General features: G+C 74.7%; 14 protein-coding genes. 9 read left to right on the top strand and 5 right to left on the bottom strand.

What is annotated here, in order from left to right; genetic code table 11:
• Positions 1-136 precede the first annotated feature (136 nt).
• Complete coding sequence (locus tag ABEB07_RS09010; RefSeq protein ID WP_345667771.1) at positions 137-736, bottom strand: TIGR03086 family metal-binding protein; 600 nt, start codon at positions 734-736, stop codon at positions 137-139.
• Positions 737-888: 152 nt separating this feature from the next.
• On the opposite strand from ABEB07_RS09010, the gene ABEB07_RS09015 reads away from it, so the two are divergent.
• Entirely contained in the window at positions 889-1860 is a 972-nt protein-coding gene (locus ABEB07_RS09015) for a helix-turn-helix transcriptional regulator (protein WP_176150583.1), read from the top strand.
• A 36-nt stretch (positions 1861-1896) separates the two neighbouring features.
• Here ABEB07_RS09015 and ABEB07_RS09020 read toward each other — a convergent pair whose 3' ends face one another.
• Positions 1897-2523: a TetR family transcriptional regulator gene (locus ABEB07_RS09020; protein WP_345667772.1), complete on the bottom strand. Its 627-nt coding sequence runs from the start codon at positions 2521-2523 to the stop codon at positions 1897-1899.
• Between the two features lie 151 nt (positions 2524-2674).
• On the opposite strand from ABEB07_RS09020, the gene ABEB07_RS09025 reads away from it, so the two are divergent.
• The 4 genes from ABEB07_RS09025 to mnmA all read left to right on the top strand — a co-directional run bounded on the left by ABEB07_RS09025 (position 2675) and on the right by mnmA (position 5686).
• The gene (locus ABEB07_RS09025; RefSeq protein ID WP_176150585.1) at positions 2675-2839 is read left to right on the top strand and encodes a hypothetical protein; all 165 of its coding nucleotides are present in this window, start codon (positions 2675-2677) and stop codon (positions 2837-2839) included.
• Positions 2840-2870: 31 nt separating this feature from the next.
• Entirely contained in the window at positions 2871-3137 is a 267-nt protein-coding gene (locus ABEB07_RS09030) for a DUF4190 domain-containing protein (protein WP_176150586.1), read from the top strand.
• A 137-nt stretch (positions 3138-3274) separates the two neighbouring features.
• Positions 3275-4444 (top strand): cysteine desulfurase family protein, encoded by a 1170-nt coding sequence (locus tag ABEB07_RS09035; protein ID WP_345667775.1) that lies wholly within the window; start codon positions 3275-3277, stop codon positions 4442-4444.
• Between the two features lie 111 nt (positions 4445-4555).
• A complete protein-coding gene (mnmA, locus tag ABEB07_RS09040) occupies positions 4556-5686 on the top strand; it encodes a tRNA 2-thiouridine(34) synthase MnmA (protein ID WP_345667777.1) in 1131 nt (376 codons plus the stop codon).
• 31 nt (positions 5687-5717) lie between these two features.
• On the opposite strand, the gene ABEB07_RS09045 is transcribed toward mnmA, so the two are convergent.
• The 3 genes from ABEB07_RS09045 to ABEB07_RS09055 form a co-directional block, all read right to left on the bottom strand.
• The gene (locus ABEB07_RS09045) at positions 5718-6257 is read right to left on the bottom strand and encodes an SRPBCC family protein (RefSeq protein ID WP_345667779.1); all 540 of its coding nucleotides are present in this window, start codon (positions 6255-6257) and stop codon (positions 5718-5720) included.
• Between the two features lie 104 nt (positions 6258-6361).
• On the bottom strand, positions 6362-7141 hold the full coding sequence (locus ABEB07_RS09050; RefSeq protein WP_345667780.1) for an alpha/beta fold hydrolase: 780 nt from the start codon (positions 7139-7141) through the stop codon (positions 6362-6364).
• A 145-nt stretch (positions 7142-7286) separates the two neighbouring features.
• The gene (locus ABEB07_RS09055; protein WP_345667781.1) at positions 7287-7619 is read right to left on the bottom strand and encodes a DUF427 domain-containing protein; all 333 of its coding nucleotides are present in this window, start codon (positions 7617-7619) and stop codon (positions 7287-7289) included.
• A 76-nt stretch (positions 7620-7695) separates the two neighbouring features.
• On the opposite strand from ABEB07_RS09055, the gene ABEB07_RS09060 reads away from it, so the two are divergent.
• The 4 genes from ABEB07_RS09060 to ligA are packed head-to-tail and all read left to right on the top strand — an operon-like array spanning position 7696 to position 12284.
• The gene (locus tag ABEB07_RS09060) at positions 7696-8235 is read left to right on the top strand and encodes an LOG family protein (protein WP_164587256.1); all 540 of its coding nucleotides are present in this window, start codon (positions 7696-7698) and stop codon (positions 8233-8235) included.
• Between the two features lie 23 nt (positions 8236-8258).
• A complete protein-coding gene (locus tag ABEB07_RS09065; RefSeq protein ID WP_345667782.1) occupies positions 8259-8948 on the top strand; it encodes an SDR family oxidoreductase in 690 nt (229 codons plus the stop codon).
• Positions 8949-8990: 42 nt separating this feature from the next.
• Positions 8991-9998 carry a methionine synthase gene (locus tag ABEB07_RS09070; RefSeq protein ID WP_345667783.1) on the top strand — a complete coding sequence of 336 codons (1008 nt, stop codon included), beginning with the start codon at positions 8991-8993 and terminating at the stop codon, positions 9996-9998.
• 15 nt (positions 9999-10013) lie between these two features.
• The gene (gene ligA, locus ABEB07_RS09075) at positions 10014-12284 is read left to right on the top strand and encodes an NAD-dependent DNA ligase LigA (RefSeq protein WP_345667785.1); all 2271 of its coding nucleotides are present in this window, start codon (positions 10014-10016) and stop codon (positions 12282-12284) included.
• Positions 12285-12526: the final 242 nt, after the last annotated feature.

A 12526-nucleotide genomic window follows, 5' to 3' on the forward strand; every position in this document is an offset into this window, starting at 1 on the left:
GAGCGATTCGCCTGGGGTCGGGCTCGGCCGAGGGATTCGCCCGGAGTCAGACCCGGCTGACCGGCTCGCCAGGGGGGGGCAGGGCCGGCCGAGGGTCGGCCCGGGGTCTGACCCCGGCCGAGGGGCTCGCCCGGGGTCAGACCCGGTCGAGCGGGCGCCGGCCGAGCCACGCTGCCAGGCGGTCGTTGGCGTCGGCCCCCTCGGGGGCCGGCCGGGCCGCGTCGAAGGGCCGCCGCGGGTCGCGCTCCGGCTCGGGCAGCGCCCGGTGCGCGGCCGCGAGCGCGAACTCGCCCAGCTCCGGGTCGAGGACGAGCGGCCGGCCCAGCGCCTCGTTGAGGTCCCAGGTGTGGGCGACCAGCTCCATGACGAAGCCGGACAGGGCGGCGCGCCCGGGCATCTCGCCCCACGGCACCCGGGTCGGCGCGGCCATCCGCTCGTCGCTCTCCCAGGCCCGGATCACCCTGGTGCGGACCTCCTCGTAGGCGGCGGACCAGCCGTCGTCCGGCACGCCGTCCGTGGCGGTGTCCACCGCGCGCGGGACGCCGTCCGCGCCGACGGCCGCGAGCCGCAGGCTGACCACGACGACGTGGTCCAGCAGGGCCCGCACATCGAACTCGCGGCACGGCGTCGGCCCGGCCAGCTGCTCGGGCCGTACCGCCGCGATCACCGCCGCCGCCTGCTCGGTGGCGCGGGCGTAGACGGGACGGGGGTCGGGGAGGGGGGTGGTGGAGTCCATGCTGCTGCCTTCCTCAAAACATCGCGCGTTCTCGAAGCCGTCGAGCCGCACGCCGGGGGCGCCGACCCGATGACGAGCCCAGCATCGGCGTAAAACCTGACACCTGCCGTCAACATTTGTCCCCGGCCCGCGCCGGACGCGATCCTGGGGCCGTGAAGTCCGACCGCCTGCTGTCCGTCCTGCTGCTCCTCCAGACCCGGGGCCGGGTGCCCGCGCGCGAACTCGCCGAGCGCCTGGAGGTGTCGGTGCGCACCGTCTACCGGGACGTCGAGGCGCTGTCGGCCGCCGGGGTGCCGGTCTACGCCGAGCGGGGCCGGCACGGCGGCATCGCCCTGCTCGCCGGGTTCCGCACCGACGTCACCGGCCTGACCGCCGACGAGTCCCGCGCCCTGTTCGTGCTGGCCGCGCAGGGCGCGCACGCCGCGCTCGGCCTGGACGCGGCGCTCGGCTCGGCGCTGCGCAAGGTGATGGCCGCGCTGCCCGCCCCGCACCGTCCGGCGGCCGAGGCGGCCGGCCGGCGCATCCTGGTCGACGCCACCCGCTGGAAGAGCGGCCCGCACCCGCCCGTCGACCTGGGCGTCCTCCAGGACGCGGTCTTCGCCGACCGCCGCCTCAGGCTGCGCTACCGGCACGGCGGCGAGAGCGAGCCGCGCACGTACACCGTCGATCCCTACGGCCTGGTCGCCAAGGCGGGCGTCTGGTACCTGGTCGCCGACCGGCGGGGCCGGCCGCGGCTGTTCCGGGCCGACCGGGTCCGCTCGGCCCGGTCGCTGCCCGACCCGGTACGGCGCCGGCCGGGCGTCGAACTCGCCGACGCCTGGGAGGTGCTGCGCCGCCAGGTCGAGGAGCGCCCCGAGGGCTTCGAGGTGACCGTCCGGGTGCGCCGCGCCGGCCTGGACATGTTCCTGCGCCTCCAGGGCGCGTCGATGACCGGCCGCCCCGAGGACGACGGGGAGGGCGAGTGGGTCACCGTACGGCTGTCGTACGGCAGCCCCCGCGCGGTGCGCCAACTGCTCGGTTTCTGCGACCAGGTGGAGGTGGTGTCACCGCCCGAGGCGCGCGAGGAACTGCGCCGGGCGCTCACCTCGGTGGCGCGGATCTACGACGGTCCGCAGGGGGAGTGATGAAGCCGGGCCGCGGGCGCTTCGGGGCGCGCGGCGTCAGTCCCGCCAGTGCCGGCGGCCCACGCTGATCAGCCGCAACTGCCGGGCGGCGAGCCGGGCGACGCGCTCGCGCTCGGCCGAGGGGGCGGGCGGCGCCTCCAGGAACAGCGAGGCGGTGACCAGCATCTGGTCGACGTAGAGATGGGCGAGCATGAGCAGGTCGTCCGCGCTCCAGCCCGCCGACTGCGGGTCCTTGGCCAGTTCGTCGCACACCTCGCGGGCGAACCGGCCCAGTTGCTCCTGGATCGCCGCCCGCACCCGCTGGACCCCGCCGTGCCGCTCGCGGGCGATGAAGCGGACGTGGGCGGGGAAGGCGTCCACATGACGGGCGATCAGCTCGACGGCGCGCGCGATGCGCTCCTCGCTGTCGTCCGCGTCGGACACCGTGGTCCGGATCATCGGGTGCAGGCTGCCCAGCGCCTCGTCGACCAGCGCCACCCCGAGGTCGGCGGTGCACCGGAAGTGCCGGTAGAAGGCGGTCGGGGCGACGCCCACGGCGCGGGTGACCTCGCGCAGGCCCAGACTGCTCAGGCTCTGCTCCTCCAGCAGCGTCAGAGCCGCGTCCAGCAGCGCCCGCCGGGTCTTCAGCTTCTGCGCCTGGCGCACGCCGGGAGTGTGACTCATGCCATGCAGTTAACAACTGTTCTCCGGAATTTCCAAGCGATCGCGCACGCTAGACTGGGTAGTCAGTGAACAACTGTTACTACAAGCGTTCACCGCACGTTCCCGGCCGCGTCACAGAGGTCCGGGAGAACGCTGGAGGGGGATCCGTCCCATGCTGTTCCTCGTCGCCGCACTGCTGCTGTTCGGGCTGACCCTGGGCACCGTGGCCCACGCGCCGCTCGGCCTCAGCGCCGTCGCCGCCGTCGTGATCGCCGTCTGGCTGGCCGTCTTCGCGCTCCGCGAGCGGCACGCCCGCAGGCATGGCACGTCCCACTGACGCCCCGCACCGACCGCAGGGAGCACGCACCATGCACCTCACCGCACCGGCCGCCCGCCGCACCGGACTGCGCGACGCCGACGGCGCCGCCGTCGCGTCCTTCGTCCTCGGCCTGCTCGGCCTGCTCGTCCTCAACCTCGTCCTCGGCCCCATCGCCATCGCGCTGGCCGCGGTGGCCCTGTGGCGCGGCACCCACCGCCGCGGCCGCGCCCTGCTGGGCCTCGGCCTGGGCGTCGCCGACCTCCTCGTCCTGGCCGCCTTCATGCAGGCCGACCACACGGTGTCCTGGAACTTCTAGCCACCGCGTCCCGCCCCTCGCGGGCGCCGCGTCCCGCGAGGGCCGGTCCGCCGTGAGGCGCCGCGCGCGGGCGGGCGGAACCCGGCGCGACCGCGCCCCGGGGCCATGGCGGCACGCCCCGTAGAATCGGGCTCACCATGGCTTACCTCGACCACGCCGCGACCACGCCGATGCTCCCCGAGGCGGCAGCGGCGATGACCGCCGCGCTGGGCGTCACCGGCAACGCCTCCTCCCTGCACGCGTCCGGCCGCCGGGCCCGCCGCACGGTCGAGGAGTCCCGCGAGACCCTCGCCGAAGCGCTCGGCGCGCGCCCCAGCGAGGTCGTCCTGACCGCCGGCGGCACCGAGGCCGACAACCTCGCCGTGAAGGGCCTGTTCTGGTCCCGCCGCGCCGCCGACCCGGCCCGCGTCCGCGTCCTGGCCAGCCCGGTCGAGCACCACGCCGTCCTCGACGCCGTGCACTGGCTCGGCGAACACGAGGGCGCCACCGTCGAATACCTCCCCGTCGACTCTTACGGCCGCGTCCACCCCGAGGCGTTGCGCGAGGCGATCGCCCGCGACCCCGGCGACGTGGCGCTGGCCACCGTCATGTGGGCGAACAACGAGATCGGCACGGTGCAGCCGGTGCGCGAACTGGCCGACGTGGCGGCCGAGTACGGCGTCCCGCTGCACGCCGACGCGGTCCAGGCCGTCGGCCAGCTCCCGGTCGACTTCGCCGCCTCGGGGCTCGCCGCGATGACCGTCTCCGGCCACAAGATCGGCGGCCCGTACGGCATCGGCGCGCTGGTCCTGGGCCGTGAGCACACCCCCGTGCCCGTGCTGCACGGCGGCGGCCAGGAACGGCACGTGCGCTCCGGCACCCTCGACGTGCCCGCCGTCGCCGCGTTCGCCGTGGCCGGCCGGCACGCCGCCGCGCACCGCGAGCGGTTCGCCCGGGAGATCGGCGCGCTGCGCGACCGGCTGGTCGCCGCCGTCCAGGACGCCGTGCCCGACGCGATCCTCAACGGCGACCCCGCGCCCGGCGGCCGGCTCCCGGCCAACGCCCACTTCACCTTCCCCGGCTGCGAGGGCGACTCCCTGCTGCTCCTGCTGGACGCCCAGGGCATCGAGTGCTCCACCGGCTCCGCCTGCACCGCCGGCGTCGCCCAGCCCAGCCACGTCCTGCTCGCCACCGGCACCGAAGCGGACCTGGCCCGCGGCACCCTGCGCTTCTCCCTGGGCCACACCTCCACGGAGGCCGACGTAGAGGCGGTCGCCAAGGCCATCGCCCCAGCGGTGGAACGCGCCCGCGCGGCGGGCCTGACGTGACCGTGCTCCACCTGGACGACGACTTCGACACGGTGGCCCGGGTGCTGCCGGAACCGCGCGAGCAGAACGTCCGCGACCGCTGACCCCGCGTCCCCGTACCCTGTAAGGGCTATGACTGACACCCCGCAGCGCCCCCGCCCCCTCCGCGTCCTCGCCGCCATGTCGGGCGGCGTCGACTCCGCCGTCGCCGCCGCGCGCGCCGCGGAAGCCGGCCACGACGTCACCGGCGTCCACCTCGCGCTCTCCGCGAACCCGCAGTCCTTCCGCACGGGCGCGCGGGGCTGTTGCACCATCGAGGACTCCCGCGACGCCCGCCGCGCCGCGGACGTGATCGGCATCCCGTTCTACGTCTGGGACCTCGCCGACCGCTTCCGCGAGGACGTCGTGGAGGACTTTGTCGCCGAGTACGAGGCCGGCCGCACCCCCAACCCCTGCCTGCGCTGCAACGAGAAGATCAAGTTCGCCGCGCTGCTGGACAAGGCGCTCGCGCTCGGCTTCGACGCGGTGTGCACCGGCCACTACGCCAAGGTGGTGCGCGGCGCGGACGGCGCGCGCGAACTGCACCGCGCCTCCGACATGGCCAAGGACCAGTCCTACGTCCTCGGCGTGCTGGACGAGAAGCAGCTCGCGCACGCGCTGTTCCCGCTCGGCGACACGGTCACCACCAAGGAGGAGATCCGCGCGGAGGCCGAGCGGCGCGGCCTGGCCGTCGCCAAGAAGCCCGACTCGCACGACATCTGCTTCATCGCCGACGGCGACACCCAGGGCTTCCTGGCCCGTCGCCTGGGCCGGGCGGAGGGCGACATCGTGGACGAGAGCGGCGCGGTCGTCGGCAGCCACGAGGGCGCGTACGGCTTCACCATCGGCCAGCGCAAGGGCCTGCGCATCGGCACCCCGGCCCCCGACGGCAAGCCCCGCTACGTCCTGGACATCTCCCCGGTGGACAACACGGTGACGGTCGGCCCGGCCGCCGCCCTGGACGTCGACGCCCTCACCGCGATCAGGCCCCGCTGGTGCGGCGCGGTCCCCACCGGCCCCGGCGTCTACACCGCCCAGCTGCGCGCCCACGGCGGCGAGAGCGAGGTGAGCGCCGAACTCGTCGACGGCGAACTGCGGGTGACCTTCACCGAGCCGGTCCGCGGCGTCGCCCCCGGCCAGGCGATCGTCCTGTACGACGGCACCCGCGTGGTGGGCTCGGCGACGATCGCCTCGACGCGCAGGGCGACGGCCGGCGCGGTCTGAGCGTCGCGGCGCGGGGGCGGCGCACCGGTGTTCAGGGGCGGCGGTCGCCCTCCGCCGTCTCCTTGATCCCGCCGAGCGTCGCCTCCATGCCCTTGCCCAGCTCGTCCAGGCGGAAGGCGACGATCGCCTCCTCGCGCTCCGGGTGCTGCTCGATGTACGCGCTCAGGCCCGAGCGGCCGGGGCCGATCGTCACCGACTGGCGCAGCACGGTGCCGCCCTCCGGGGCGGGGGAGAGGGTGAAGGACCAGGTGGCCATGCGGGACGCGGAACCGTCGGGGGCCTTGCCGAACCGGCCGTCGACGTCCAGGACGCACCACGTGAGGGTCCGCCCGGGCGCGTACTCGGTGATCTCGGAGACGGTCCGCCACTCGCCGTTGACGGGATGCCGGTTGTGACCGGTGTACCGGGCGCCCAGGGCGGGTCCGGTCGCCCCGTCGCACCACTCCACCCGCTCCAGCTCGGGACTCCAGCGGGTCATCGCCGGCACGTCGGCCACGATCTCCCACACCCGGGCGGGATCGGCGGCGACGCGCACCTCGCGGTGCGTGGCGGGCTGGTCGGCGTAACGCATGGCGGCTCCCCGTGCGGACGCGGTCGTGCGCCGCGCCCGCCCAAGATCCTAGAGCCGCCAAGTGAGGCCGGTGGGTGTGGAGTTGGTTACAGCGAGAGCGGCGCTCAGCCGGTCAGGAACTCCACCAGCTCCGGCGCCAGTACGTCCGGGTCGACCAGGTGCGTCTGGTCCGCCAGGCAGCGGTAGGCGCCCTCGGGGGCCGCGTCCGCCGTCGCCCGGGCCGCCTCCCGCATCCACGCCGGGCTCGCGCCGCCCGCCAGGGCCAGCACCGGCGCCGTGATCGCGGCCAGCCGCTCCACCGGGACCCGGCCGCCCGCCATCACCGCGTCGTCGTGAGCGAGGGACGGCGCGATCGCCTCCATGTCCGGCCACATCGGGGAGGTGCGGGCGTGGGCGATCATCGCGGGCGCCAGCCCGGTCAGGGCCAGGAACAGCTCCACCGCGTCCCCGCGCCGCCCCTGGTCCAGCGCCTCGGTGAGCCGCGCGGTGTACGCGGCGCGCTCCTCCGCGCCCTCGTCGGACAGCGCGAACGGCGGCTCGTACACCGCGACCCGGGTCACCGGCAGCCCGCTCGCCGCCGCCTCCAGGGCCAGCGCGGCGCCCGACGAGACGCCGTACAGCGCCGCGCCGCCGCCCGCCGCCCCGATCAGCGCGGCGATGTCCTCCACCTCGCGCTCGACCGCGTACGGCGCCGTATCACCGCTCGCGCCGCGCCCCCGGCGGTCGGGGACGAGGACGTCGAAGCGGCCGGCGAGGCGCGCGGCCAGCGGCGCCAGCGTCGCGCCCGTCGACATCGCCCCGCTCACCAGGACGAGGGGCGGGCCCTCGCCGGTGCGGGCGTACGCGAGGCGGGTGCCGTCGCGTGAGGTGACCTGATGGTCCATGGCCGTCTCCCTGCCGTTCTCCATGCCTAGGCAGACTGCCACGCCGGAGGGAACTCATCGGGGAGGCGGCGAGAAGTCCGGGGACCCGGGTCCACTGGGCTCCGGGTCCACTGGGCTGGGGCTCGGCGACCCGGGCCCCGGGGGTTCACACCACTTCGGTGTCGTAGAAGCACAGGTGGTCCTTGATCGCGGCCACGTCCGGCTTGGGCTCGGGGTACGCCCACACCAGGTCCGGCGCGTCCGGCAGCGACCAGTAGGACGCGTCGCCCTTGAAGGGGCAGTGGGTGTGCGTGCCGGAGGGCGTCAGCAGGTCGAGGCGGACGTCCTCGGGCGGCAGGTAGTAGCGCGGCGGGCAGCCCGTCTCGCGCAGCACCAGGGGGCGGCGGCTGTCCGCCAGGACCTGCCCGCCGCGCACCACGCGCACGTGCTCGCCGCTCGGCTCGACGGTGATCGTGTGTCCTCGGGTTTCTCGGGTCATACCAGGGGCAGCACCGGCCGGGCCCCGCATCTTCCCGTGTGTCATACACCTACCCGCCCCGCGTACCGTGGGCCGCATGAACATCTGCGTCTTCCTCTCCGCCGCCGACCTCGACGACCGCTACACCCGCCCCGCGCGCGACTTCGCCCGGCTGCTCGGCAAGGGCGGGCACACCCTGGTGTGGGGCGGCTCCGACAGCGGCCTGATGAAGGTGGTCGCGGACGGCGTGCAGGAGGCGGGCGGCCGGCTCGTCGGCGTGTCGGTGGACTTCCTGTCGGCCAAGGCGCGGCCCGGCGCCGACGAGATGGTCATCGCGCGCGACCTCGCCGAGCGCAAGCGGCTGCTGCTGGAGAAGGCCGACGCCGTGGTGATCATGGTGGGCGGCACCGGCACCCTGGACGAGGCCACCGAGATCCTGGAGCTGAAGAAGCACGGCCGCACCGAGAAGCCGGTGGTGCTGCTGAACACCGCGGGCTTCTACGACGGCCTGCGCGAGCAGTTCCGCCGGATGGAGGAGGAGGGCTTCCTGCCCCGGCCGCTGGCCGAGCTGGTCTTCTTCGCCGACCAGCCGGCGGCCGCGCTCGCCTACCTGGAGGAGTCCCTGGACGCGGCCTGACGCCCGGGTGCGAGCATGGCGGCATGGCTACACACGTGATCACCGGAGCCGGCTCCGGCATCGGCGCGGCCGTCGCCCGCCGCCTGCACGCGCGCGGGGACCAGCTCGTGCTGCACGCGCGCGACGCGGGCCGCGCCAAGGAACTGGCGGCCGAATTCCCCGGCGCCCGGACCCTCGTCGGCGACCTCGCCGACCCGGACCGGCTCAGCTGGGCGTTCTCCCACCAGACGCTCCCCGAGCGGGTCGACTCCCTGCTGCACGTCGCCGGCGTGGTCGACCTCGGCCCGGTCGGCGAGCTGACCCCGAAGGCGTGGCGCCACCAGCTCAACGTCAACCTGATCGCGCCCGCCGAGCTGACCCGCCACTTCCTGCCCCAGCTGCGCGCCGCACGCGGCCACGTCCTGTTCGTCAACTCGGGCGCCGGCCTGAGCGCGAGCCCCGACTGGTCCGCCTACGCCGCCTCCAAGCACGGCCTGAAGGCGCTGGCCGACGCCCTGCGCCAGGAGGAGCACGGCAACGGCGTGCGCGTCACCTCCGTCTACCCGGGCCGCACCGCCGGCCCCATGCAGGCCAAGGTGCACCAGCAGGAGGGCAAGGAGTACGACCCGGCCCGCTGGATCGACCCCGAATCGGTGGCGACGACCATCGTGATGGCCCTCGACCTGCCGCACGACGCCGAGGTCAACGACCTCACGGTCCGGCCGGGGCGCTGACCGGTGCGCCGGCCCGGGCGCGCCGCTGCGTAGGCTGCGCGGGTGAGCGAAAACAGCCAGTTCCAGTTCGGCGCCGCCACCGGGGTCGGATCGATGCCCGGCGGCGACGCGCGGGAGGCCGCCAAGACCGCCGTGGGCAGTTTCGAGGACTTCCCCTTCCTGCCGGAGCTGCCCGCCCGCGGGCCCGGCGCCGACATGATCGGGCGCACCGCCGGCCTGCTGGTCGAGCTGTACGCGCGCGTGGAGCCCAGCGGATGGCGGCTCGGCGACCGGCCGGGCCGCGACACCCGGCGGGCCCGCTCCTGGCTGCGGGAGGACCTGGACGCCCTGGAGGAGCACACCCAGGAGCACCAAGGGCCGCTGAAGGTGCAGGCCGTCGGCCCCTGGACGCTCGCCGCGAACCTGGAGCTGCGCAACGGCGAGGCGGCCCTCTCCGATCCCGGCGCCTGCCGCGACCTGGCCGCCTCCCTCGCCGAGGGCCTGCGCCCGCACCTGGCCGAGGTGCGGCGGCGGGTGCCCGGCGCGCAGGTCGTCCTGCAACTGGACGAGCCCTCCCTCACCGCCGTCCTGCGCGGGCAGGTGCGCACCGCCAGCGGCTACCGCACCCACCGCGCCGTGGACCGCCAGGTGGTCGAGGCGACGCTGCGCGACGTCGTCGGCGTGCACGCCGAGGGGCCCGTGGTGGTCCACTCCTGCGCGCCCGACGTCCCCTTCGCGCTGCTGCGCCGGGCGGGCGCGGCGGGCGTCTCCTTCGACTTCTCGCTCGTCACCGAGCGCGACGACGAGGTGCTCGGGGAGGCCGTGGAGGCCGGCACCCGGCTGTTCGCCGGTGTCGTGCCGGCCACGGACGGCCCGTTGTCAGACCCTGCCGGTAGCGTCATGGGTGTCAGAACGCTGTGGCGCAGGCTGGGGCTGCGACCGGGGCTTCTCGCGGACGCGGTCACCGTCACCCCGGCGTGCGGACTCGCGGGCGCTTCCCCCGCGTACGCACGCCAGGCGCTCGCCCACTGCGTCCGGGCGGCGAGATCCCTCGCGGACAACCCTGAGTAACGGGAGGACCACACGGTGGCCGGCGACAAGCAGCAAGCGGAGACAGCGGTGCCCGCCGAGGCCCGCGAGGAGCACGCGCGGCTCGCGGAGCAGGTCGAGGAGCACCGCTTCCGGTACTACGTCAAGGACGCGCCGGTCGTCAGCGACGCCGACTTCGACCGCCTCCTGCGCTCCCTGGAGGCCCTGGAGGAGCGCCACCCGGAGCTGCGCACGCCGGACTCGCCGACCCAGAAGGTCGCCGGGTCCTACGAGACGGAGTTCACCGCGGTCGAGCACCGCGAGCGGATGCTCTCGCTGGACAACACGTTCAACGACGAGGACATGGCCGCCTGGGTGGACCGGATCGCCAGGGAGCTGGGCGAGCAGGAGTACCACTTCCTGTGCGAGCTGAAGGTCGACGGCCTCGCCGTCAACCTGACGTACGAGCACGGCCGGCTCACCCGCGCGGCCACCCGCGGCGACGGCCGCACCGGCGAGGACATCACGCCCAACGTCCGCACCATCGCCGAGATCCCCGACCGCCTGCACGGCGACCGGGTCCCCGACCTGGTCGAGATCCGCGGCGAGGTCTACTTCCCGATGGCGGGGTTCGAGGAGCTGAACGCCCGCCTGGTCGCGGCCGGCGACAAGCCCTTCGCCAACCCGCGCAACGCCGCCGCCGGTTCACTGCGCCAGAAGGACCCGCGGGTCACCGCCACCCGCCCCCTGCACATGGTCGTCCACGGCATCGGCGCCCTGGCGGGCTACGAGGGCCTGACCCGCCTGTCCGAGGGGTACGACCTGCTGAGCGGCTGGGGCCTGCCCACCTCCCCGTACAACAGAGTGGTGGACGGCCTCGACGGCATCCGCGACTTCATCGCCTACTACGGCGAGCACCGCCACTCGGTGGCGCACGAGATCGACGGCGTGGTCGTCAAGCTCGACGAGATCCGCCTCCAGGGCCGCCTCGGCTCCACCGCGCGCGCCCCGCGCTGGGCGATCGCGTACAAGTACGCGCCCGAGGAGGTCAACACCAAGCTCCTCAACATCCGCGTGGGCGTGGGCCGCACCGGCAGGGTCACGCCGTACGCGCAGGTCGAGCCGGTCACCGTCGCCGGCTCCGAGGTCGAGTTCGCCACCCTGCACAACCAGGACGTGGTCAAGGCCAAGGGCGTCCTCATCGGCGACACCGTCGTGCTGCGCAAGGCCGGCGACGTCATCCCGGAGATCCTCGGCCCGGTGGCCGACCTGCGCGACGGCAGCGAGCGCGCGTTCGTGATGCCGGACGAGTGCCCCGAGTGCGGGACGCCGCTGCGGCCCATGAAGGAGGGCGACGTCGACCTGCGCTGCCCCAACGCCCGCGCGTGCCCCGCCCAGTTGCGCGAGCGGCTGTTCTACCTCGCCGGCCGCAAGGCGCTGGACATCGAGCACTTCGGCTACGTCGCCGCCGCCGCCCTCACCAAGCCGCTGGAGCCGGCCGAGCCGCCGCTGCGCGACGAGGGCGACCTGTTCGACCTCACCATCGAGCGGCTGCTGCCCATCAAGGCGTACGTCCTCGACCAGGACAGCGGTCTGCCCAAGCGCGACCCGAAGACCGGCGAGGAGAAGATCGCCACCGTCTTCGCCAACCAGCAGGGCGAGCCGAAGAAGAACGCGCTGGCCATGCTGGAGAACATCGCCGCCGCCAAGCAGCGCCCGCTGGCCCGGGTGCTCACCGGCCTGTCGATCCGTCACGTCGGCCCGGTCGCCGCCGAGGCGCTGGCCCGCGAGTTCCGCTCCATCGACCGCGTCGAGCAGGCGAGCGAGGAGGAGTTGGCGGGCACCGACGGGGTGGGCCAGATCATCGCGGCCTCCCTCAAGGAGTGGTTCGCCGAGGAGTGGCACCAGGAGATCATCCGCAAGTGGCGGGCCGCGGGCGTGCGCATGGAGGAGGAGGGCCCCGGCGAGGACGAGGGCCCGCGCCCGCTGGAGGGCCTCACGGTCGTGGTCACCGGCACCCTGGAGCACTTCACCCGGGACGGTGCCAAGGAGGCGCTCCAGAGCCGCGGCGCCAAGGTGACCGGCTCGGTGTCCAAGAAGACCTCCTTCGTGGTCGTCGGCGACAGCCCCGGCTCCAAGTACGACAAGGCGATGCAGCTGAAGGTGCCCGTGCTGGACGAGGAGGGATTCGGCGTCCTGCTCGACCGGGGCCCGGACGCGGCGGCCGAAGTGGCGCTCCCCGACGCGGCGGCCGAAGCCGCGCCCGACGCCGTTCCCGACGCCGTTCCCGACGCGGCGGCCGAAGTCGCGCTCCCCGCCGAGGAGTAGTGGCCGAAGTCGGGCTCCCGAGAGGAGCGGTGGCCGAAGTGCTACCCCCGAGGGGCGAGTAGTGGCCGAAGTGGCCGCCCCGACCGGCGGGTAGCGGTTGAAGGCCACCCGTACGGCGCATATCAGATGCATACGGGTGGCCGGGGCGCATTCGGGCAACCGTCGGCGACCGCTGCCCGTGCGAGCCTTCCGCGGCCTACTGTTGAGGGGTGCGCCCGCCGTGTCCGGCCGCGGTCGGGGCA

It is taken from the genome of Streptomyces similanensis (assembly GCF_039543625.1).
Classification (GTDB): Bacteria; Actinomycetota; Actinomycetes; order Streptomycetales; family Streptomycetaceae; genus Streptomyces; species Streptomyces similanensis.

Excerpts from the sequence above, each read along its gene's own strand:
- ABEB07_RS09010 (WP_345667771.1), bottom strand. The coding sequence starts at position 736 with ATGGACTCCACCACCCCCCTCCCCGACCCCCGTCCCGTCTACGCCCGC.
- ABEB07_RS09020 (WP_345667772.1), bottom strand. The coding sequence starts at position 2,523 with ATGAGTCACACTCCCGGCGTGCGCCAGGCGCAGAAGCTGAAGACCCGG.
- ABEB07_RS09025 (WP_176150585.1), top strand. The coding sequence starts at position 2,675 with ATGCTGTTCCTCGTCGCCGCACTGCTGCTGTTCGGGCTGACCCTGGGC.
- ABEB07_RS09030 (WP_176150586.1), top strand. The coding sequence starts at position 2,871 with ATGCACCTCACCGCACCGGCCGCCCGCCGCACCGGACTGCGCGACGCC.
- ABEB07_RS09035 (WP_345667775.1), top strand. The coding sequence starts at position 3,275 with ATGGCTTACCTCGACCACGCCGCGACCACGCCGATGCTCCCCGAGGCG.
- mnmA (WP_345667777.1), top strand. The coding sequence starts at position 4,556 with ATGACTGACACCCCGCAGCGCCCCCGCCCCCTCCGCGTCCTCGCCGCC.
- ABEB07_RS09045 (WP_345667779.1), bottom strand. The coding sequence starts at position 6,257 with ATGCGTTACGCCGACCAGCCCGCCACGCACCGCGAGGTGCGCGTCGCC.
- ABEB07_RS09050 (WP_345667780.1), bottom strand. The coding sequence starts at position 7,141 with ATGGACCATCAGGTCACCTCACGCGACGGCACCCGCCTCGCGTACGCC.
- ABEB07_RS09055 (WP_345667781.1), bottom strand. The coding sequence starts at position 7,619 with ATGACCCGAGAAACCCGAGGACACACGATCACCGTCGAGCCGAGCGGC.
- ABEB07_RS09060 (WP_164587256.1), top strand. The coding sequence starts at position 7,696 with ATGAACATCTGCGTCTTCCTCTCCGCCGCCGACCTCGACGACCGCTAC.
- ABEB07_RS09065 (WP_345667782.1), top strand. The coding sequence starts at position 8,259 with ATGGCTACACACGTGATCACCGGAGCCGGCTCCGGCATCGGCGCGGCC.